This window comes from Nitrosospira multiformis, from assembly GCF_900103165.1.
In the GTDB taxonomy this organism is placed as follows: Bacteria; Pseudomonadota; Gammaproteobacteria; order Burkholderiales; family Nitrosomonadaceae; genus Nitrosospira; species Nitrosospira multiformis_D.
The window spans coordinates 1,368,845-1,390,165 of sequence record NZ_FNKY01000001.1; the positions used below are offsets into that span (position 1 = coordinate 1,368,845).

13 protein-coding genes and 1 CRISPR repeat array (1 of these 14 running past the window's edge) are annotated in these 21,321 nt (G+C 52.8%); of the genes, 10 read left to right on the plus strand and 3 right to left on the minus strand.

Features of this window, described 5'->3' with window-relative positions:
• Nucleotides 1-296: 296 nt before the first annotated feature.
• Nucleotides 297-2,801: an ABC transporter permease gene (locus BLR00_RS06140; RefSeq protein ID WP_074631570.1), complete on the plus strand. Its 2,505-nt coding sequence runs from the start codon at nucleotides 297-299 to the stop codon at nucleotides 2,799-2,801.
• 167 nt (nucleotides 2,802-2,968) lie between these two features.
• Nucleotides 2,969-4,132, plus strand: coding sequence for a DNA polymerase IV (dinB, locus tag BLR00_RS06145; RefSeq protein WP_074631571.1), 1,164 nt, complete (start codon nucleotides 2,969-2,971; stop codon nucleotides 4,130-4,132).
• A gap of 14 nt (nucleotides 4,133-4,146) precedes the next feature.
• Here the strand turns inward: dinB and BLR00_RS06150 are convergent, their stop codons facing one another.
• The 3 genes from BLR00_RS06150 to BLR00_RS06160 form a co-directional block, all read right to left on the minus strand.
• Nucleotides 4,147-4,440 carry a hypothetical protein gene (locus tag BLR00_RS06150; protein WP_074631572.1) on the minus strand — a complete coding sequence of 98 codons (294 nt, stop codon included), beginning with the start codon at nucleotides 4,438-4,440 and terminating at the stop codon, nucleotides 4,147-4,149.
• A gap of 235 nt (nucleotides 4,441-4,675) precedes the next feature.
• Entirely contained in the window at nucleotides 4,676-6,328 is a 1,653-nt protein-coding gene (locus tag BLR00_RS06155) for an MFS transporter (protein WP_074631573.1), read from the minus strand.
• A gap of 149 nt (nucleotides 6,329-6,477) precedes the next feature.
• Nucleotides 6,478-7,539, minus strand: a complete 1,062-nt coding sequence (locus BLR00_RS06160; protein WP_256324067.1) for a phytoene/squalene synthase family protein — start codon at nucleotides 7,537-7,539, stop codon at nucleotides 6,478-6,480.
• 472 nt (nucleotides 7,540-8,011) lie between these two features.
• Here BLR00_RS06160 and BLR00_RS06165 point away from each other — a divergent pair, with 472 nt between their 5' ends.
• The 8 genes from BLR00_RS06165 to cas2 all read left to right on the plus strand — a co-directional run bounded on the left by BLR00_RS06165 (nucleotide 8,012) and on the right by cas2 (nucleotide 16,407).
• Entirely contained in the window at nucleotides 8,012-8,233 is a 222-nt protein-coding gene (locus BLR00_RS06165) for an HD domain-containing protein (protein WP_218124308.1), read from the plus strand.
• A 128-nt stretch (nucleotides 8,234-8,361) separates the two neighbouring features.
• Nucleotides 8,362-10,845, plus strand: a complete 2,484-nt coding sequence (locus BLR00_RS06170) for a CRISPR-associated helicase/endonuclease Cas3 (protein ID WP_074631575.1) — start codon at nucleotides 8,362-8,364, stop codon at nucleotides 10,843-10,845.
• Entirely contained in the window at nucleotides 10,838-11,569 is a 732-nt protein-coding gene (gene cas5c / locus BLR00_RS06175; RefSeq protein WP_074631576.1) for a type I-C CRISPR-associated protein Cas5c, read from the plus strand. The genes BLR00_RS06170 and cas5c overlap by 8 nt, the downstream gene beginning before the upstream one ends.
• Nucleotides 11,566-13,548: a type I-C CRISPR-associated protein Cas8c/Csd1 gene (gene cas8c, locus BLR00_RS06180; protein WP_074631577.1), complete on the plus strand. Its 1,983-nt coding sequence runs from the start codon at nucleotides 11,566-11,568 to the stop codon at nucleotides 13,546-13,548. Before cas5c ends, cas8c begins: the two co-directional genes overlap by 4 nt.
• Before the next feature lie 10 nt (nucleotides 13,549-13,558).
• Nucleotides 13,559-14,404 (plus strand): type I-C CRISPR-associated protein Cas7/Csd2, encoded by an 846-nt coding sequence (gene cas7c / locus BLR00_RS06185; RefSeq protein WP_074631578.1) that lies wholly within the window; start codon nucleotides 13,559-13,561, stop codon nucleotides 14,402-14,404.
• A gap of 45 nt (nucleotides 14,405-14,449) precedes the next feature.
• Nucleotides 14,450-15,073: a CRISPR-associated protein Cas4 gene (gene cas4, locus BLR00_RS06190; protein ID WP_074631579.1), complete on the plus strand. Its 624-nt coding sequence runs from the start codon at nucleotides 14,450-14,452 to the stop codon at nucleotides 15,071-15,073.
• A gap of 6 nt (nucleotides 15,074-15,079) precedes the next feature.
• Complete coding sequence (gene cas1c, locus BLR00_RS06195) at nucleotides 15,080-16,114, plus strand: type I-C CRISPR-associated endonuclease Cas1c (protein WP_074631580.1); 1,035 nt, start codon at nucleotides 15,080-15,082, stop codon at nucleotides 16,112-16,114.
• 2 nt (nucleotides 16,115-16,116) lie between these two features.
• Nucleotides 16,117-16,407: a CRISPR-associated endonuclease Cas2 gene (cas2, locus tag BLR00_RS06200; RefSeq protein ID WP_074631581.1), complete on the plus strand. Its 291-nt coding sequence runs from the start codon at nucleotides 16,117-16,119 to the stop codon at nucleotides 16,405-16,407.
• A gap of 181 nt (nucleotides 16,408-16,588) precedes the next feature.
• Nucleotides 16,589-21,321: a CRISPR direct-repeat array (repeat unit 37 nt; unit sequence GTAGCGCCCAGCGAACTGGCTGGGCGAGGATTGAAAC); it runs 1,103 nt beyond the window's last position.

The following is a 21,321-nucleotide window of genomic DNA, read 5'->3' on the forward strand; positions in this document are numbered from 1 at the left end:
AATGTGGCATATTGTCACACGCGGCAAGTTGTCGCATGTGTCATATTGCCGCACCTATTTAATGATAGTAGCCATGCGGATTTAAGCTTGATACTCCCCGTAAAAATTCTCCGCGGAGTGTTTTTTTTGGCAACTTAGTTGACAACTAAGTCTGAAAAATCGGCAATGAATTCAGAGGTTCGTTAAATAAGGAAAGGTTCAAAGAAATAGTAAAGCGTATATATGATGAATATATAAATGGTGGAATTTTTGAGTAACCCGTATCGGACTGGCATTTGTATCTATAGAATGCCCTTATGAACATCATTAAGCTTTCCTTCCGAATGCTTCGCCGTGACTGGCGCGCAGGTGAATTGCGCGTGCTGGCCTTTGCGCTGGTAATCGCCGTGGGTGGTATGACCACGGTGGGATTTTTTGCCGACCGGGTGCAACTGGCGCTTTCCCGCCAAGGCAATCAGCTGCTTGGCGCGGATCTGATAATTTTTGCCGACCATCCCCTGTCCCCGCATTATGCGGATGAAGCGAAACGGCGCGGACTGACTGTTTCCACCGCGATTAAATTCCCCAGCATGGCCGCGAAGGGGGAGACCAGTCTGCTGACCGAGATCAAGGCGGTTACCGCCGGCTATCCCCTGCGAGGCGAATTGCGCATCAGTGAAGATTTCAGCGATGTGTCATCTCCCCGGCCTACGCATATCGCCAATGCAATTCCCGCACCCGGATCGGCATGGGTAGATGAGAAGCTCATGATTCGTCTTGGGCTCAATCGGGGCGATACGATTGAGCTGGGCGCAGCACACTTTACTGTGACTGCGTTGATAACGCAGGAGCCGGACTATTCGATTGGTTTCATTAATTTGCGGCCGCGTGTATTGATCAACAAGGTTGATCTGCCTGCGACCGGGTTGGTGCAGCAGGGGAGCCGGGTTGGCTATCGTCTTCTGGTTTCGGGAGAAGATGGCGTGGTGGAAAATTTTCGGAGTTGGGCTCAGTCGCATTTGACACTGGGAGAAAGAATCGAAGGCATCCGCGATGCCCGCCCTGAAATCAAGTCGGCGCTGGAGCGGGCGGAGAAATTTCTCAGTCTGGCCGCCCTTGCAAGCGTGGTGCTGGCAGCGGCGGCAGCGTCGCTTGCCGTGCGCCGTTTCACGCAGCGCCATCTCGACGGTTGTGCCGTGATGCGTTGTCTGGGTGCCAGCCAGGCGTCAATGCTACGCCTCTATCTGTGGCATTTCGCCGCACTGGGATTGATCGCCAGCGGGGCCGGCTGTCTACTCGGTTTTTTCGCACAGGAAGCGTTGACTTTTTGGCTCTCGGGGCTGGTGAAGGCGGAATTGCCGTATCCCAGCGTGTGGCCTGGCGTGCACGGATTGCTGACCGGCATGGTGTTATTGCTTGGCTTTGCACTGCCGCCTCTACTCAATTTGCGCAGCGTGTCCGCATTGCGCGTATTGCGCCGGGATATCGGGATGACAAACACTCACAGTCTGACGGGTTACGCGTTGGGACTGATAGCGCTAGCGGCACTATTCATGTGGAAAGCTGGCGACGTGCGTCTGGGTGCTTCCGTCATGGGCGGATTCGCCGCGGCAATAGCGGTTTTTGGTTCCCTGGGATTTCTACTGGTAAAAGCCTTGGCGCATATGCGGGGTCAAACAGGCGGTGCGCTGCGCTATGGATTGGCAAGTATCCGGCGGCGCGCCACCGCCAGCGTGGTGCAGGCAGTGGCGCTGGGATTGGGATTGATGGCGTTGCTGGCGCTGACACTGATTCGAGATGATTTGCTGCAAAACTGGCGCACCAGCCTGCCCCCGGACGCACCCGATCATTTTCTGGTAAATATCCAGGATGACCAGCTGGAGCCGCTGGCCGCATTCTTTGACCAGCATGGCCTCAGGCGGCCGCCGGTTTTTCCCATGGTTCGCGGGCGCCTGACAGCGATCAACGGTAAGGCCATAGCGGCCGGGGATTATGCCGACATCCGCGCCAGACGGCTGGTTGAGCGCGAATTCAATCTTTCGTGGGCAGAGGAAATGCAGAGCGATAACCAGATTATCGAGGGCCAGTGGTGGAAAAAGGGAGATAAGGGAAAGGCGATGATGTCCCTGGAGGAGGGTATCGCAAAAACGGTCGGTGTCGGCCTTGGCGACACATTGACATACGACGTGGCGGGCAGCACGTTTTCCGCCACGATCACCAGTCTGAGAAAGGTGGACTGGGATACGTTTCACGTTAATTTTTTTGTGGTTACACCGCCCGGCGTACTGGAAAAATATCCGGCGACCTACATCACCAGTTTTCATCTGCCACCGGAGCGTATGGAGGTGACAAACAAGCTGATCAAAGCCTTTCCCAATCTGCTTGTGATCGATGTGGCAACTATCATCAGTCAAGTCCACAAGGTGATTGAACAGGTGACCAAAGCGGTCGAATTTGTTTTCCTGTTCACGCTGCTGGCGGGATTGGCGGTACTGTATGCCGCGATTGCTTCCACCCAGGACGAACGCATTCACGAGGCCGCCATATTTCGTACGTTGGGGGCCAAGCGTAGCCAATTAGCACGCGCCTGGGCCGCCGAATTTGCCATACTCGGCGGGCTGGCCGGACTTTTCGCCGCAGCGGGGGCCAGTGCGCTGGGCTATGTCATCGGTGAATATGCGTTGAATTTAACCTACACTTTCGACCCATCGATATGGCTGACCGGCTTGCTTTCGGGAATGATAGGCGTCACCGTGGCGGGACTGATGGGGACTCGCTCCGCGCTTTCAACTCCACCACTCATGACACTACGGAAAGTTTGATTAACCTGAATCCGCCCTGTAGCGAACTCATCACAAGGTGGAAGATCAAGTATGCGTCAAGAGTCTTTGTGGACAGGGTGCCTAATTGAAAAATGAGCGGTCAACCGCTGGTTCGGGTTAACGTCAAGGAATTTGTTGTTTACATTTTGAGCAGGTAGATTGGTAAAATGGTTCGGCGCATAGCTCATCTTGATATGGATGCTTTCTACGCGTCGGTCGAATTGCTGCGCTACCCCGAGTTACATGGATTTCCTGTCGTGATTGGTGGACAGAGTGATCGGCAACCGGCGCTCCTCAAGAATGGCAACCGCCTTTTCGCACGGCTGCGCGATTACGCCGGACGCGGCGTGGTGACCACAGCCACTTACGAGGCCCGCGTTTTCGGCGTCTTCTCCGGCATGGGGCTCATGAAAGCTGCGCAACTGGCGCCGGATGCGATCCTGCTGCCCGCAGATTTTCACGCCTATCGCCATTATTCACGGCTTTTTAAATCTGCCGTAGCCGGGATCGCTCCCCGGATCGAAGATCATGGCATTGACGAGATCTACATCGATCTGAGCGAGCTGCCGGGCGATACGATGACGCTTGCCCGGCGCATCAAACAGGCGGTATATGAAACCACTGGGCTCTCTTGTTCCATCGGCGTGACACCCAACAAACTGTTATCGAAAATCGGTTCGGATCTCGAAAAACCGGATGGCCTCACCATTCTGGGCCTGCCGGATATTCCCAGCCGGATCTGGCCTTTGCCGGTCAAGAAAATCAATGGTATCGGCCCCAAGGCAACCGAGAAGCTCGCGGCGCTTGGCATCACCACCATCGCCGAGTTGGCGGGAGCCGAGCCCTCATTTCTGCAGATGCACTTCAGCCCTGCCTATGCTCGCTGGCTGCATGACGTTTCTCACGGGATTGATGACCGTCCGGTGATCACGCATGCCGAGCCCAAGTCGATCAGCCGGGAGACCACTTTCGAACGGGATCTCCATGCCCGCCAGGATCGTTCCATTCTCACGGAAATTTTCACGGCGCTATGTACCGATGTGGCACATGACCTGCAGCGTAAGGGTTACCTCGGCCGTACCATCGGTATCAAGTTGCGGTATGCCGACTTTCGCACCGTAACCCGCGACCTTACGCTATCCCTTCCTACCGCCGATCCCGTTATCATTCGCCGGGCGGCCGAGGAATGCCTGCGGCGCGCGCCGCTGAATCGGAAGCTGCGGTTGCTGGGCGTGCGAGCCAGCGCGCTATCTTCAGGGGGCGCTGCGCAGAGTGCTGGCATATCCCGCCAAAGAGAGCTGCCGCTGACCGCATCCATCGAAAAGCAATAGGAAGCAGCGAGCCCTCAAGGCTTCCGGTCTTTGCGCAGCCAGCGGAAAAAGAATACGTAAATGAAGGCTGGTACGAAAGGAAGAATCCATGGAAACATCTGTGCAAGCCATGCGGCATAGAAGCTGTTCATATAGCGAGCCTTGGCCGAAACGCAGGCCTCCGCGGCGGGCAGGCGGCAGGCGAGCTCGATCTCCAAGGATACCTGGGCATGGGCGCGCCAGAGCCAATATGCCATGGATGCCGCAAAAATGATCAGCAACAGTGTAAACAGCGTTACACCGCCTTTTTGTCGCGAGATTGGTTGCATTTCTTCCCGCTCCCCGGAAGGAGGGCTTGATTTGAAGAACAGGAAATTCAATGGCTTTGTTCGAGCCAAGTGTCGGATGGGCGGGAAATCCGATCGAGCTAATACTTTCTTTCCTGGAAGCTCAATCCCTCACCCCGTCGAATGATGTACTCCGGGTGAAATGTTGTCAAGTGATGGGTAATTCGGAAAGCAGATCCTTGATAACACGTCTGCATTTTTAATCGGGATAACCGATTCAGGCGTTACGAAAGCGTGTTCGTTTGACGAGTAAAATGGCCAGTAGCGGCAGCGCAAAGCCGATGGCGGTCACGGTGATCAGGAGCAGGCCCAGTTCACTATAATCGGCGGGTACCGTGATCTCGGCGGTGACAGGGTCCTTCACCTCGCGGGCAACCACAAAGATTTGATTCATGTACTTGGTTGCAAGCTGCGAAGCAGACAGAGCAAGGTTGGTGAATGAGGCCATTACCGCAAAAAAGGTCGCCTTGAGCTTTTCCGGCGCCGAGTTGGCGATCCATGCCAGCATCGGGATCATGGCGATCTGGCCCAGGGGCGACTCCAGCGCGGTATCGATAACGGCGATAAACCGGGCGTCCACGACGCCGCCGGTAAGGGAAGCAGTCCACTCATGCAAGCCGAAATACATGCCGATTACCGGTAATGACAGGAAGGTTCCAGCGATGGTAAGTGCGCCGATGATATAGGCAATCGAACGCTCAGCCATGAAGCGGCGAAAAATGAACATTCCGGCGAGCGTCAGCGTCGCGCCAATCAGCGACAATGCGGCAAGAAACTGTTGATCGAAACCCAAGTCGTCGATCATCCACCATGTCGAACCGGCGCCCGGCCCCGGCATGGCGCGGAATACAAATATCAAAACTGCGGTACCCACCAGCACGTTGCGTGCCTGGGGTTCGAGTTCTCCGGTTAGCCGCCACATCAGAAATAGCACGATTGCCATGGAAACGCAGAAGACGATTTCTTCCCCGCCGGCAACGCGACTGAGACCAACGCTCAGGGAGACCGCGGTAAAGGCCAATCCGCCGCCGAGAATCCACCAGTTGACCGGAGGCGGCTCGCTATCGACACCAAGCAATGCCTCGCATTCTTCGCGGCTATGCCCTAATGCCGCAAACCGCGCCATATCACGCCGCCGCAGCCAGGTAGCGAATAAAACCCCGAAAACCGAAACCAGGGGGATTATCAGGGCGAGCTCATAGATGGACAGATAAGTGGCCGCCTTCTCCGCTTCGGGCAGCTCACCGACACCCTGCAACAGGAAGACATTCATCACCGAAACCAGCACTCCGCCGCTGATAATGGCAACACGCCCCAACGTTTGCATGGTGACATGCATGGACTTGCGATGATCCAGCGCCAGGGGCTGCCCATACTCGTCCGTACGCGGCACCGCTTCGACTGTCATGGCATCCGCAACCACGTCCTGCAGTACGTAGCCGATAGGGGCGAGCAATGCCGCGGTAACGTACCAGGCTTCCACCGTGGCTATGGCGCGCATTGCGTCCGTGTGGCCAAGCAGCCCGATCATGATCAGCAGGCTTACCGTAATGAGGCCTGCACCCAGATATACGAGCAGCCCCTTCCAGCGCCATACCAGGTCGACCAGATGGCCGAGCGGCATTTTCAACGCCCACGGCAGCATCATCCAGAACCCGAGTGCCGCCAGAAACTCGGCGGAAAGACCCAGCCGCTCCTTGACGTAAAATGTGCCCACGATCCCTGTTAGGCCGGAAATGCCGGCGGCGGCATAGACCATGAGCGGCGGCAGATACGACAAACGCATTTCCCGTCCCAATGCGAAAATATTGGCATCGAGCCAGCGGTCCACAGCAGCAATGAATCCAATGGAGGGGGGTGGGGTTGTCATAAGAATATTTTTTAATGATTGTTACCCGGACTGCGTCCTAACGCGTCTTTGCCGGCATTATCTTCGGATTGCGTGCTTTGCCCCGCCTGGGCTCTCGTGAATTCTCCGGAAAAATTACCGGGTTAGGTTGCGCCGACGCGCCCGCGGGTCTACGGCTCAGACAAGATACCTTTGAGACGGTTCCAGTAGGCGGTCGCTACGTATTCATTGGCGCAGGTAAGTATTGTTATTGCCATTACACGATACACAGTGCCGCGGGGCGCCTTCACATTGACGGCGGGGTTGAGTAAATCAGGAGCAACCAAGACGCGTTTCAACGTCTCGCCAGCCAATAAAATTGGCCACATGCAGGCTAATCGCTGGCGAATCTCGGATCGAGGAATAGCCAGGGTGTACCGCCAACCCTCATCCAGATGTGCCATGGCAAGCTGGATGAGCCGATTCAAAACGGGCCTGAATTTCGGCAGATTGTCTTCATCCAGCAAATCAGCAGGCCGCAATCCGGCTTCTTGCAGGAGCGGCTCCGGCACATAGCAGCGGCCATTATGCAGGTCACGGGCGATGTCCTTTACAATATTGGTAAGTTGCAACCCTTTTCCAAATCTCACACCCATGGTGGACATTTTCGTGACATCCCACCGGGCCATTTCCGGGCTATGCGCGCAGACCATCCTGGTCCAGAATTCTCCGACACAACCTGCAACATAGTAAGTGTACTGATCCAGCTCGTCCAGCGTGGATAATGCAGTAAGCTGCCCGGCTGATTCACCGGGAAACCGGGTCAGATCCATTTCCATTCCATTGGGCAGGACCTCCATCAGCCATTGAATGCGCTCCCGATCTCCGGCGGAGTATGTTTCATACAATTTCAAACAGTCCTCCAGCCGCTGGAGAAGGATGCTTTCAGCGGAGTCTTTCTGATGAGGAATAAGTACGGCCTGAATCTCCTGGATAGCCTTCCAGTCAATCTTATGAGTTTGAAACTGCGCTCGAAACTGATTCAGGTATTTCAGGCGTTGCCCACGATCGATAAGATCCGTATCGGCGATGGTATCGGCCGCGCGTGCAAACAGATACGACAGTCCCATCTGATCGCGCACCCCTGCCGGCAACACGTTAAGGGTGAGGTAAAACGACCGGGAGACCTGCTTGAGAATGTCATGCAGAAGCTCGTGTGTGGCGGGATCGGTGCTCAAAGATAGGAATTCCAAGACGCTCAATCAGGGCCGAACATTACATGGTGCCGAACCTGAACGTCAAGACATTGCGTTTTTCAAGTTGGTATTTAGGAAGAGAAACTTCAGATTTTGAGCGTGTGGCGTTAATGAAGCCGCAATAAAAACGATAATTTGGAGCCCAAGCAAAATCAGGGCAGATTCATTGTTTATGCTGCTTGCGTAGGATGGGTGGAGTGTAACGTAACCCATCGAAAGATCTTACGCAAAATGGTTGAAGCATAGCGTAACTCACCAATCAATTGAAATAACACTGTTGCACATGGCTGACACCGCCGCTTGGAATCAACAGCGCAGAGACTATCTCAAACTCGGAAAGTAGTACTTTGGTCTAATTGTGACGACGAAATCTATGATACATAGTATCAAAAAGGCTTTGCTATATGCGAAAAAGGGATAATGGTTACCGCGCTAGGTATTGGAATAAGATGGCGGAGTAAACAAGAAAATGACAAATGAGAATCAAGATGAAGTGGATGACATGAGCCATATACTTATGGCTCATGTCAGGAAAGATGCCGATGGCGTCTGGTACGAGCATTTATTAAATGACCATTTACAAAAAGTTTCTCGCTTGGCAGGTGGATTCGCTCATACGTTTGGTGCCAGCGAGTGGGCGGAACTCGCAGGTTTATGGCACGACCTTGGCAAATACTCAGCGAGCTTTTAGGACTACATAAAGATCTGCCAGCGGTTATGAGCGGCAAGATGCTCAGGGCGCAATGGGCCTTGATTATGGGACCACTTTATACAACCAAGCTCAGTTAGCATAAATGATCAGTATGGGCACCAGCTACCATGAGTAATGCCGCTTTATACATCGCGCATCAACGAAAGTCGGATGGAGCTGTCCAAAGTCTGGAGGTCCATCTACTTGAAGTTTCGCGTATTGCGAAGTCCTTGGCAGCCAAAATCGGCTTGCAGGATCAGGGTGAATTGATTGGTTTGCTCCATGATTTAGGCAAATATAGCAGTGAGTTTCAGCATTATCTGAAATCCGCCGTTGGTTTGATAGACCAAGATGAAGATGAGTTTATCGATGCAAGAGGCATGAAAGGAAAAGTGGATCATTCCACTGCCGGAGCTCAGCTCGTTTGGCAGGAGCTTGCCAACCACGGTGAAATCGGACGGGTTGTAGGTCAAATACTCTCCTTGTGTATTGCCTCTCATCACTCCGGTTTGATTGATTGCCTATCCTCTGACACCAGCAGTTTTGGAGAAGATCGTTTCACAAAAAGAATCAACAAGTCCGATAATCGCACCCATCTTCAGGAAGCTATCGCGAAAATGGATAATACCGTTACGGTGCGCTTCCGTGAATTAGCAAATAGCCCTGAAATCATTAAAGGTATTAAAGAATCCATTAGCAAAATTGTGCGTAGAGAAGAACTCGGGGATGAGCAGATTATCCGGTTCAAGGTGGGGCTGTTAGTTCGATGCTTATTTAGCTGCCTGATTGATGCTGACCGCATGAATAGTGCTGATTTTGAAAAGCCTCACGCTGCAAAGACAAGGCGGAACGGACAATACAGCGAATGGACACACTTGATATATCGGCTTGATAATTACCTATCAAGTTTTGTGGCCAATCAATCCATCGACAAACTTCGCGCTAATATTTCTCTACATTGCCGGGACAAAGCGGGGAATGGGAAAGGCATCTACACCCTGACAGTTCCTACAGGCGGAGGCAAGACACTTTCCAGCCTACGCTTCGCTTTGCATCACGCTGAAAAGCACAAGATGGATCGGATAATTTACGCCATTCCCTTTACTTCCATCATTGACCAGAATGCAGATGTGGTTCGGAAAATTCTTGAGCCGGATGGTGCGAAATCCAATAACGTTGTGCTTGAGCATCATTCCAATCTCATGCCGGAAGAGGAAAATTGGAAAACCAAAATGTTGGTCGAAAATTGGGATGCGCCGGTCATTTACACTACCAACGTGCAGATGCTTGAAACGCTGTTTGGTGCAGGTACACGCGGGCCACGGCGACTGCATCAATTGGCGAATGCTGTATTGGTCTTTGATGAAATACAGACGCTCCCCGTCAATTGCATTCACCTCTTCTGCAACGCTATCAATTATCTAGTCGAGCATTGCGGCACGACAGTCGTGTTGTGCACAGCCACACAACCACTCATGGATATGGTGGAGCAATCAAAAGGAGCGCTACGCATCCCACCAAGCAATGAAATCATGCCTGATGTGGGTGAGCTTTTCAGGAAGCTCAAACGGGTCGAAGTTCTCAATCGGAGAAAGCCCGGTGGCTGGTCAGATAAAGAAGTTGCAACGCTTGCAATGGAAGAAGCCAAGAAAGCCGGTAGCTGCTTGGTGATCGTCAACACCAAGAAATCAGCCCAAGCGCTATTTCAGTTATGCCGCGATGAGAAGGCAGCCATGCCGATTTACCACCTGAGCACGAACATGTGCCCAGCCCACCGCCGCTTCATTCTCGATGAAATTCGGCAACGCCTTGAAGCCAAGGAGCCAATACTATGCATCAGCACCCAGTTGATTGAAGCGGGTGTGGATGTGGACTTTGGTGCAGTTATCCGCTCGGTTGCGGGACTGGACTCCATTGCGCAGGCAGCGGGCAGATGCAACCGGAACGGGCGGCGAGATATTGGGCATGTCCATGTCGTCAACCTCAGCGAAGAGCGCGTAGATATGCTCACGGATATCGCTTGTGGACAGCGCATTACGGAACGGCTTCTCGACGAGTTTGAAAAAGACCCCGCCCGATTTGATAACGACTTGCTTGGGCCGACCGCAATAGCGTGCTACTTCAACTATTATTTTGCGGAGCGCCGTGGCGAAATGGATTACCCAGTGGGTAGTAAAGTATTGGGGCATGACGACACACTGCTAAACCTGCTTGCTGGTAATGCCAATGCAGCAGAAGAATTTCACCGCTGTCAGGGTTCGCCATTCAATCTGTATCTTCGCCAGTCATTCATGGCTGCCGCCAAGGCGTTCAAGTCGATTGATGCGCCAACCCGCGGCGTTATCGTTCCTTACGGAAGTGCAGGCAAAAAATTGATTGGTGAGCTATGCGGGGCATTCGATGTTGAAAAACAATTTAAACTCTTGCGCCGGGCGCAGCAATATACCGTCAACGTATTTCCTCATCAGTTAGAAAAGCTTCAAAAAGAAAAAGCCTCGCATGAGATACAGATGGGGGTGGATATTCTCTATCTTGCAGACGCCCGCTACTACAACGAGGATTTCGGGTTGAGCTTAACCCCCGAAGGGAAAATGGAGGTTTATTGTGTCTGATTTCAGAAGAAGCAGCATTGAATTCAAGGTCTGGGGGCGATTCGCGCTCTTTACTGATCCGCTGACAAAAATCGGAGGCGAGAAGTGTTCCTACCATATCCCGACTTACGAAGCGCTCAAAGGTGTTGCAAAGTCTATCTACTGGAAGCCCACCATTGTTTGGGTGATTGACGAAGTTCGGGTGATGAAGCGCATTCGCACTCAGACCAAAGGCACCAAGCCACTCGAGTATGGTGGTGGCAACACTTTGGCGATCTACACCTTTCTGTCTGATGTTGAATATCAGGTGAAAGCACATTTTGAATGGAATATGCACAGGTCTGAGCTGGCGGAAGACCGCAACGAAGCCAAGCATCATATCGTTGCCAAGCGAATGCTGGAACGTGGCGGTCGCCAAGACATTTTCCTTGGCACCCGAGATTGCCAAGGCTATGTCGAACCCTGCAAGTTTGGCTCGGGTGAAGGAGCTTACGACACCGCTGGTGAGCTTGCTTATGGGCTCATGTTTCATGGGTTTGATTATCCTGATGAGACTGGCGGCAATAATCTCCACACTCGTTTTTGGCAACCCACAATGGTGAATGGCGTGATTCGATTTATTCGCCCAGAGAACTGTAAAGTTCGTAAGCTTGTCAGGAAAATGTCCGTCAAGAAATTTGAGCAAGGCCGGAATCTTCTTGGTGTAGAAAGCGAGGAACCTTTGTCTTTGCGGGAGTTGGTATGAGCTGGATCCAGAAACTTTATGAGACGTATGGGCAATGTGCCAGTCAGAGAGATTCATCGGATAGCGATGTATCACTGGAACCAATATGCCACACTTCCCAACAAGCCCACATTGAGGTGAGCCTTGACAACAATGGGCGGTTTTTACGCGCCAATGTAATTCCGAAAGGGCAAGGCGTGACACTTGTACCATGCACAGAAGCATCTGTTGGTCGGGCAGGAAGCAAGCCCGTCAGTCATCCGCTTTGTGACAAACTCCAATACCTTGCGGGTGATTTTATTAAGTATGGCGGTGTGGTTAAATCGGGATTTGCAGGCGAGCCAACAGAACCTCATAAGATTTACCTGTCTCTTTTGTCCGACTGGGCGAATTCATCTTTCGCGCATCCAAAAATAACTGCGATTCAAACTTATGTACAAAAGGGGAATTTGCTTGACGATCTTGTGCGAGAAAAAATCTTACCCATTGATGAGGATAAACAGTTGCTGGCGGAGTGGATAGGCGATAAAAAAGAAGCGCCATCGATATTTGGCATCATGCCTAATGGCAACCCCCCTGACGGCGCTGTCATTCGCTGGCGAGTAGAAACCCCCGGGGAAGCATTGCCGGAAACATGGAAAGATCAGGGTTTGATAGATGCCTGGATTGGTTTTTACACCAGCCAAAAAGATAACAAAGGTTTGTGTCTGGTCACAGGTGAAAATCTGAGTTTGGCCGAGCAACATCCTTCCAAACTCAGACATGGTGCGGATAAAGCGAAATTTATTTCATCCAATGACACCAGCGGTTTTACATTTCGCGGGAGATTTGTTGATGCTGACCAAGCATGTGGTGTGGGCTTTGAGGTCACACAAAAAGCACATAACGCGCTACGCTGGTTGATTGACTCCAAACGAAAGCAGGCTTACCGAAATGGCGATCAGGCTGTTGTCGCGTGGACTGTATCCGGCAAAAGAATACCTGCCCCGACGGACAATTCTTTCGAGCTATTTGGTGTCGAAACAGATGGTCCGGATACCCAGCAATTGCACGAGCAAGTATATCAAGGTGATGCAGGACAAGCTTTTGGGCAGCGACTTGCAAGGTTGCTTGCTGGGTATCGTGCTGAACTCGGTTCTACCAATAAAGTTATGGTGATGGGGCTGGATTCAGCAACCCCCGGTCGTATGGCGATGACCTACTATCGAGAACTCGACCACACCGAATTTCTTGACCGAATTGAGGCATGGCATAGAGACCATGCCTGGTATCAAAACTATGGTCAGGATTCTGGTAAGGAAGTGAAGTTCATCGGTGCTCCAGCCCCTAAGGATATTGCTGAGGCTGCTTTCGGCAGCAGGAATGAGAAGCTACTCAAAGCAACTGTAGAACGTTTACTACCCTGCATTATTGATGGGCACCTGATCCCTCGTGATTTGGTGGAATCAGTAACCAGAAGGGCTTGCAACAGACTAGGGATGGAAAGAAAAAAGCGCAATGGCAAGATATATGAGGATGAGTGGGAAAAAGTGTTGGGCATTGCCTGTGCATTATTTAAAGGCTATCACAAAAAAAGGGGTTACCAAATGGCATTAGAACTGAATCGAACCAGCCGCGATTACTTGTATGGCCGACTTTTGGCAATTGCGGAGAATATCGAGAAATTTGCGCTCGATATGACAAAAGAGTCACGAGATACATCGGCTGCAAAACTCATGCAGCGTTTCGCCGATCATCCGAACTCGACATGGCGAAACATTGAGCTTTCATTGGTTCCCTACAAGTCGCGCCTCCGTTCAAGAGCACCGGGATTTTTATATACAAGGGAAAGGCAACTTGATGAAGTCACCTGTTTGTTTCAGGGTGACGACTTCATGGATGAAAGAAAACTATCTGGGGAGTTTTTGCTGGGTTATCACTGCCAACGACAGGCACTCCGAATCAAGCCTGAAACGGAGCAAGATGAGAATACTGAAACCACTACTGCCAAAATCAATTAAGGAAGACATTATGAGCACATTGCAAAACAAAATCGACTTTGCCGTTGTCCTGCGCGTTACTCACGCCAACCCTAACGGTGATCCACTTAACGGAAACCGCCCACGCGCCGACTACGACGGCTTTGGGGAAATTACCGACGTTTGTATTAAACGTAAGCTCAGAGATCGATTGCTGGAGAGTGGCCAAAGTATTTTTGTACAGTCCGATGATCGAAAAATAGACGGTGCCAGAAGCCTAAAAGCTAGAGCAGATGCTGCACTTGGAAAAAAACTTGGCTCAAGTGAGACAGCAAAATTGGCTTGTGAACAATGGTTCGACGTTCGTGCATTTGGTCAGCTTTTTGCGTTCAAGTCTGACAAGAAAAGCAAAAGGGAAGCTGACAGCGAAGGCGATACCGGCGTATCCATTGGCATTCGTGGCCCCGTCACTGTTCAGTCTGCGTTCAGCGTGGAACCAGTCGATATCAGCAGCACACAGATCACCAAAAGCGTTAGCGGCGAAGGAGACGGCAGCAAACGCGGTTCCGATACAATGGGCATGAAACATCGGGTTGACAAGGGAATTTATGTTTTCTATGGCAGCATGAATCCGCAATTGGCTGAACGAACAGGGTTCAGCGATGCCGATGCTGAAACCATCAAGCAGTTGCTACCAAAGTTATTAGAGAACGATGAGTCATCTGCAAGGCCAGCGGGAAGCATGGAAGTTCTGAAAGTGATTTGGTGGAAACACAACTGCAAATCAGGTCAATATTCCTCAGCTAAAGTACATCGCAGTCTGGCGGTGCAGCCTGATGGCGGCATGCAGCTTGATACGCTTGATGGTTTGTCTCATGAAATTCTTGGTGGTTTTTGAATAAGGCTCGAAAGAAGGGCATAACGTAAACGTCGAAGGCTGGTAATGGTTGACGACTCCAGTGAACCCATCATGATTTCCGCGCTACAGCACTTCAGCTACTGTCCACGACAGTGCGCCTTGATTCATGTCGAGCAGCAATTTTCCAGCAACGTTCATACGGCCCGAGGTGATGCTGTGCATGCTCATGTGGATAAGCCAGGATGGGAAGCGCAACCGGGTGCGCGTGTGGAGCGGGCGCTGCCAATCTGGTCCGACCGTCTTGGCTTAACGGGCCGATGTGATGTCGTAGAGTTTCGCCACGATGGCAGTATTTATCCCGTGGAGACCAAGCATGGTCCACGCAAAGCTAAAGTACACGATGATTTGCAGCTCGCCGCGCAGGCGCTCTGCCTGGAAGAAATGACAGGCAAATCAATCCCGCGTGGGGCGATTTATCACCACTCTTCCCGCCGTCGGCGAGAGGTAGTGATAACTGACGCATTGCGCCGTCAGGTAGAAGAGGTAACGGAGGCGGTACGCGTCTTGCTGGCTTCCGGCAGACTGCCGCCGCCAGTGAACGACGCACGTTGCAAGGAGTGTTCGTTGAAAGATATTTGCCAGCCGGAAGCGTTAACGGCTAAACCAGCGCAAACGGCCTTGTGTTCATCTCTTTTTATGCCCGATTAAACCAGTATGCGGCAAATCCTCAATACGCTTTACGTAATGACACCTCATGCCTATGTGCATCTGGAGAACGATACGCTACGGATTGACGTGGAGCGTCAAAAGAAAATGCAAGTGCCGCTTCACCATCTTGGCTCCGTGGTCTGTTTTGGCAATATTATGGTTTCTCCCGCATTGATGCATCGTTGTGCCGATGACGGCATCAGTCTGGTACTGCTCGATGGCAACGGACGCTTCAAGGCGCGGTTGGAAGGGGCAGTGAGCGGGAATATCCTGCTGCGGCAGGCACAGTATCGCATGGCGGGTGACGGACAATTCTCTCTAGCAGTGGCACAGGCAGTAATTGCGGGAAAGTTGCGGAATTCTCGGCAGGTGCTGATGCGTGGTGCGCGCGAAGCGGACGACGAACATGACCAGAAAGTATTGAGCGGGGCGGCGGAGTCTTTGGCTCGTTCGATTCGTAATCTATCGGTAACTGGCGATCTCGATGTGGTGCGTGGAATCGAGGGCGATGCCGCGAAGATCTATTTCTCTGCGTTACCGTGTCTCGTGCGTCGTAACATACGTGAGTTTTTTACGATGAACGGACGTTCGCGCCGTCCGCCTCGTGATCGCTTCAATGCGCTGCTATCATTTCTTTACTCGATGGTAATGAACGATTGCCGTTCGGCACTGGAAAGCGTGGGACTGGATCCTCAATTGGGTTTTCTCCATGCCGTGCGTCCCGGACGGGCAGCGTTAGCGCTGGACTTGATGGAGGAGTTCCGCGCTATTTTGGCGGATCGACTGGCCCTGACTTTGATTAATCGTGGTCAAATTACCGCCGATGATCTCAAGGAACGTGAAGGCGGAGCGGTATATCTGGAAGGTGATGCGAGAAAGGCTGTGGTGGTGGCATATCAGGAGCGCAAGCAGGAGGAAATCACCCATCCATTGCTGGAGACAAAAATATCTATAGGGTTATTGCCGCAACTTCAGGCGCGTTTCCTGGCGCGAACCATACGCGGCGAGATGGACGGATATATACCCTTTCTGGCGAAGTAACCATGCTCATTATCGTGACTTACGACGTATCAACCGAAACCCGGGAAGGGCGAAAAAGGCTGCGGCGTGTGGCGAAGATATGCGAAGGGATAGGGCAGCGTGTGCAAAAATCGGTGTTTGAGTGCCGGGTTGATTTGATGCAGTACGAAGAGCTGGAGCGACGGTTGTTAGCAGAAATGGAGCAGAAAGAGGACAATCTTCGCATATACCGTTTGACTGAACCGGTTGAGTTGCATGTGAAGGAATACGGAAATTTCAAGGCAGTAAATTTTGAAGGACCTCTGATTGTTTGAGGCGCGCGAACCCTAAGTGATGGCGAAATAGTGGGGGTGTTCGCGCTTTGGCCAGGTATCTGGCAAATATGAGAAATTCCATGCAGATTCTATTTTTCAGATCGCTTATTCGAACTAAGGGCAAGGGGTTCGCGCATTCGCAGGAAAATTTTCTGTTGTATGATGAAGTTGTAGTTGTACTGTAGCGCCCAGCGAACTGGCTGGGCGAGGATTGAAACTAACAGGACGGCGAGCAGAAGGTCTCATAATAAAAAGTAGCGCCCAGCGAACTGGCTGGGCGAGGATTGAAACGCTTTGCAGAGTGAGAGATTGATCCTCACACTTAAGTAGCGCCCAGCGAACTGGCTGGGCGAGGATTGAAACCCACCAGGTGCAACAGATAACATAGGGTTTAGACCGTAGCGCCCAGCGAACTGGCTGGGCGAGGATTGAAACACGTTGATGCGCAGTATTGGACATGCGCTCCTGAGTGTAGCGCCCAGCGAACTGGCTGGGCGAGGATTGAAACATCAGAAGTGAATTTTGTATGCCAGAAATAGTCTGTAGCGCCCAGCGAACTGGCTGGGCGAGGATTGAAACTTCATCCAGGCCGAATCCTGGGCATTTGCAAAATTGTAGCGCCCAGCGAACTGGCTGGGCGAGGATTGAAACCAATTTTCCGCCCATAATTGTATTGGTGTAGGCGTGTAGCGCCCAGCGAACTGGCTGGGCGAGGATTGAAACATGGAATGAGGCTTTAAATCGCGGATCAATGTCGGTAGCGCCCAGCGAACTGGCTGGGCGAGGATTGAAACTTTATAGATTTAATAAGATAGGAACTTATCCACGGTAGCGCCCAGCGAACTGGCTGGGCGAGGATTGAAACTTGTGTCTCGTGATATTTGCTGGCGTAGCGTCCGCGTAGCGCCCAGCGAACTGGCTGGGCGAGGATTGAAACATACCATAGTCCGATCGGTACGGACTCAGTTAGGTGTAGCGCCCAGCGAACTGGCTGGGCGAGGATTGAAACTCCGAAGAGATCCACGTTGACAAGTACCTGAATCGTAGCGCCCAGCGAACTGGCTGGGCGAGGATTGAAACAATTCTGTAGTCATAGGTTATCCCTGTTATATGGGTAGCGCCCAGCGAACTGGCTGGGCGAGGATTGAAACATACCATGCGTCTCCGTCTGTAGAGTTGTGCTGAGGTAGCGCCCAGCGAACTGGCTGGGCGAGGATTGAAACTAGTTCCCGCGCGATTATGAAGGATGGCGCATGGGTAGCGCCCAGCGAACTGGCTGGGCGAGGATTGAAACGCTGTAGACATTGAACATGCTACCGAAATGGCCGCGTAGCGCCCAGCGAACTGGCTGGGCGAGGATTGAAACCGGGATATCCATGACAAACGGACCATACAGACGCCGGTAGCGCCCAGCGAACTGGCTGGGCGAGGATTGAAACACCTCGCTTGCATCTGATCTCTTGCCGACTCTGATGTAGCGCCCAGCGAACTGGCTGGGCGAGGATTGAAACTGGCGCATTTAGATCTGGATATCCAGCAGCCGCCATGTAGCGCCCAGCGAACTGGCTGGGCGAGGATTGAAACCCCGTTTCGAGCCCTCGTATTCCGGTCCGGACAAAGGTAGCGCCCAGCGAACTGGCTGGGCGAGGATTGAAACATGATCGTAGTAATACCTCTCTGATTTGCTCAGCGTAGCGCCCAGCGAACTGGCTGGGCGAGGATTGAAACCTCTCCACCAGCCTCTAAGGCATAAGCCAGCCGCGTAGCGCCCAGCGAACTGGCTGGGCGAGGATTGAAACGCTTTCGATGGACGTAAAAAAGCCCTCGGGTGAGGGGTAGCGCCCAGCGAACTGGCTGGGCGAGGATTGAAACGAGTTCAATCGAATTATCGGCAACGAGCGGATCAGGTAGCGCCCAGCGAACTGGCTGGGCGAGGATTGAAACTGAAGCACGGCGGGATTCTTATCCATGCGCGCCGGTAGCGCCCAGCGAACTGGCTGGGCGAGGATTGAAACTGCCCCACATCGAAGGTCGTTACCTGGACGACCTGTAGCGCCCAGCGAACTGGCTGGGCGAGGATTGAAACTAATGTGCCGCTGCGGATTGAAGAGAAATTGACGTAGCGCCCAGCGAACTGGCTGGGCGAGGATTGAAACCTTAATTGATCGAGCTAGGGCGGATTGCCCCCCAGTAGCGCCCAGCGAACTGGCTGGGCGAGGATTGAAACATGATCACGTGGGAAATGTTATCCGTCATGGTTTGTAGCGCCCAGCGAACTGGCTGGGCGAGGATTGAAACATCCACAATCCAAGCGATGATCGGAGGATTGAAACGTAGCGCCCAGCGAACTGGCTGGGCGAGGATTGAAACTATCACGCCCTCTTTATGTAGAAAATCAATTCGCGTAGCGCCCAGCGAACTGGCTGGGCGAGGATTGAAACCCGCGCGAGATGTAAATGGCCTGCCATGGGACGAGGTAGCGCCCAGCGAACTGGCTGGGCGAGGATTGAAACCATTTAAATGGCGCACAGACAGAATATGCCCATGGTAGCGCCCAGCGAACTGGCTGGGCGAGGATTGAAACGTGTTAGGAATGGTTGAATCTCCATCCGTAATTTTGTAGCGCCCAGCGAACTGGCTGGGCGAGGATTGAAACGAACCTGAAGCGGATCAATGAAGTCGAGGCCGAAGTAGCGCCCAGCGAACTGGCTGGGCGAGGATTGAAACACTGTCAACCCACCCCTGAATCATGTTAGCCATGTGTAGCGCCCAGCGAACTGGCTGGGCGAGGATTGAAACTATTTGGACATTATACCCCTCATCTACTAAAAGAGTAGCGCCCAGCGAACTGGCTGGGCGAGGATTGAAACCATCCTTACCGACACTGGCTTGCTCGACACCGATCGTAGCGCCCAGCGAACTGGCTGGGCGAGGATTGAAACATCGTGATCGCAAGCACCCCGGTTACGGCGTCATACGTAGCGCCCAGCGAACTGGCTGGGCGAGGATTGAAACGACTACACGAAGTATATCCGCTTGGCTGCCAATGGTAGCGCCCAGCGAACTGGCTGGGCGAGGATTGAAACCTAATATCGACATGCCTTGTGCGCTCGCGCCGTGTAGCGCCCAGCGAACTGGCTGGGCGAGGATTGAAACTGTAAAAGTTCCAGCTGGCAATACTTCCCACTCACCGTAGCGCCCAGCGAACTGGCTGGGCGAGGATTGAAACTGCAATGGATTTCTGGAACTCACGCGCGCACAGGTAGCGCCCAGCGAACTGGCTGGGCGAGGATTGAAACTTGAGCGCGACGCGCGAGGCGGTACTCGCTATACGTAGCGCCCAGCGAACTGGCTGGGCGAGGATTGAAACCTAAGATTTATCAGGAAACTGAAACTTCTTCTGCGTAGCGCCCAGCGAACTGGCTGGGCGAGGATTGAAACGGATATCAGGAGCGTTGGGCTGAGTATCGCTATTGTAGCGCCCAGCGAACTGGCTGGGCGAGGATTGAAACGTTTGCATTCCAAGACTGGTGGTAATGAGCTGTAGTAGCGCCCAGCGAACTGGCTGGGCGAGGATTGAAACTTGAGCGCGACGCGCGAGGCGGTACTCGCTATACTGTAGCGCCCAGCGAACTGGCTGGGCGAGGATTGAAACAGCTTCACCGACTGCAGGGGTTGATCCATGTCGTCGTAGCGCCCAGCGAACTGGCTGGGCGAGGATTGAAACACAAATCCGATATTCAACGATGTCGCATTCCGAAGTAGCGCCCAGCGAACTGGCTGGGCGAGGATTGAAACCTCTTCAACAGGTGCTCCATCGTCGGTTGCCTCAGGTAGCGCCCAGCGAACTGGCTGGGCGAGGATTGAAACATCATAAAACCTCCTATAGTCGGGTGGTACATCATGTAGCGCCCAGCGAACTGGCTGGGCGAGGATTGAAACCTGAATAGCTACTAACGCAGCGCGATAGTCCGTGGTAGCGCCCAGCGAACTGGCTGGGCGAGGATTGAAACTGAAGCATGGTGTGGTTACCTGGGTTGGACTGGTGTAGCGCCCAGCGAACTGGCTGGGCGAGGATTGAAACTGAAAAATCAACCGACATGCCCGCCGATAGCGTTGGTAGCGCCCAGCGAACTGGCTGGGCGAGGATTGAAACTGATCGATTGCGCCCTTATCGTCATTAGCCGCCGGTAGCGCCCAGCGAACTGGCTGGGCGAGGATTGAAACATACCCTTATCCCCTGAAAAGGTGCCGGACACTAGTAGCGCCCAGCGAACTGGCTGGGCGAGGATTGAAACGTTTGCAACTTCAACAAGATGCTAATTCTATGATGTAGCGCCCAGCGAACTGGCTGGGCGAGGATTGAAACTTTCAGATTCGTACTGTTCGTCCGATGCCGATGTAGTAGCGCCCAGCGAACTGGCTGGGCGAGGATTGAAACCAGACAAAATGATAGAGGGGTATACGCATGACTGAAAGTAGCGCCCAGCGAACTGGCTGGGCGAGGATTGAAACCCTTTGATGCGCAGTATTAGACATCCGCTCCTGAAGTAGCGCCCAGCGAACTGGCTGGGCGAGGATTGAAACGCACTACAGGCGGACGGATGGTATCTAAGGCAAGAGTAGCGCCCAGCGAACTGGCTGGGCGAGGATTGAAACCTTATTAAGAACCGCCTGTTCGCCGAGCATGGCGAGTAGCGCCCAGCGAACTGGCTGGGCGAGGATTGAAACTGTTTCAAGGGCTGTGACATTGGCGGTCAAGGCAGCGGTAGCGCCCAGCGAACTGGCTGGGCGAGGATTGAAACTGCGGCCAAGGTAAACAAGACGTAAAATAATCGTGCGTAGCGCCCAGCGAACTGGCTGGGCGAGGATTGAAACTCTGGCTAATGGCACCAGACTGGCTACCTTCCGGGG

Excerpts from the sequence above, each read along its gene's own strand:
- BLR00_RS06140 (WP_074631570.1), top strand. The coding sequence starts at position 297 with ATGAACATCATTAAGCTTTCCTTCCGAATGCTTCGCCGTGACTGGCGC.
- dinB (WP_074631571.1), top strand. The coding sequence starts at position 2,969 with ATGGTTCGGCGCATAGCTCATCTTGATATGGATGCTTTCTACGCGTCG.
- BLR00_RS06150 (WP_074631572.1), bottom strand. The coding sequence starts at position 4,440 with ATGCAACCAATCTCGCGACAAAAAGGCGGTGTAACGCTGTTTACACTG.
- BLR00_RS06155 (WP_074631573.1), bottom strand. The coding sequence starts at position 6,328 with ATGACAACCCCACCCCCCTCCATTGGATTCATTGCTGCTGTGGACCGC.
- BLR00_RS06165 (WP_218124308.1), top strand. The coding sequence starts at position 8,012 with ATGACAAATGAGAATCAAGATGAAGTGGATGACATGAGCCATATACTT.
- BLR00_RS06170 (WP_074631575.1), top strand. The coding sequence starts at position 8,362 with ATGAGTAATGCCGCTTTATACATCGCGCATCAACGAAAGTCGGATGGA.
- cas8c (WP_074631577.1), top strand. The coding sequence starts at position 11,566 with ATGAGCTGGATCCAGAAACTTTATGAGACGTATGGGCAATGTGCCAGT.
- cas7c (WP_074631578.1), top strand. The coding sequence starts at position 13,559 with ATGAGCACATTGCAAAACAAAATCGACTTTGCCGTTGTCCTGCGCGTT.
- cas4 (WP_074631579.1), top strand. The coding sequence starts at position 14,450 with ATGGTTGACGACTCCAGTGAACCCATCATGATTTCCGCGCTACAGCAC.
- cas1c (WP_074631580.1), top strand. The coding sequence starts at position 15,080 with ATGCGGCAAATCCTCAATACGCTTTACGTAATGACACCTCATGCCTAT.
- cas2 (WP_074631581.1), top strand. The coding sequence starts at position 16,117 with ATGCTCATTATCGTGACTTACGACGTATCAACCGAAACCCGGGAAGGG.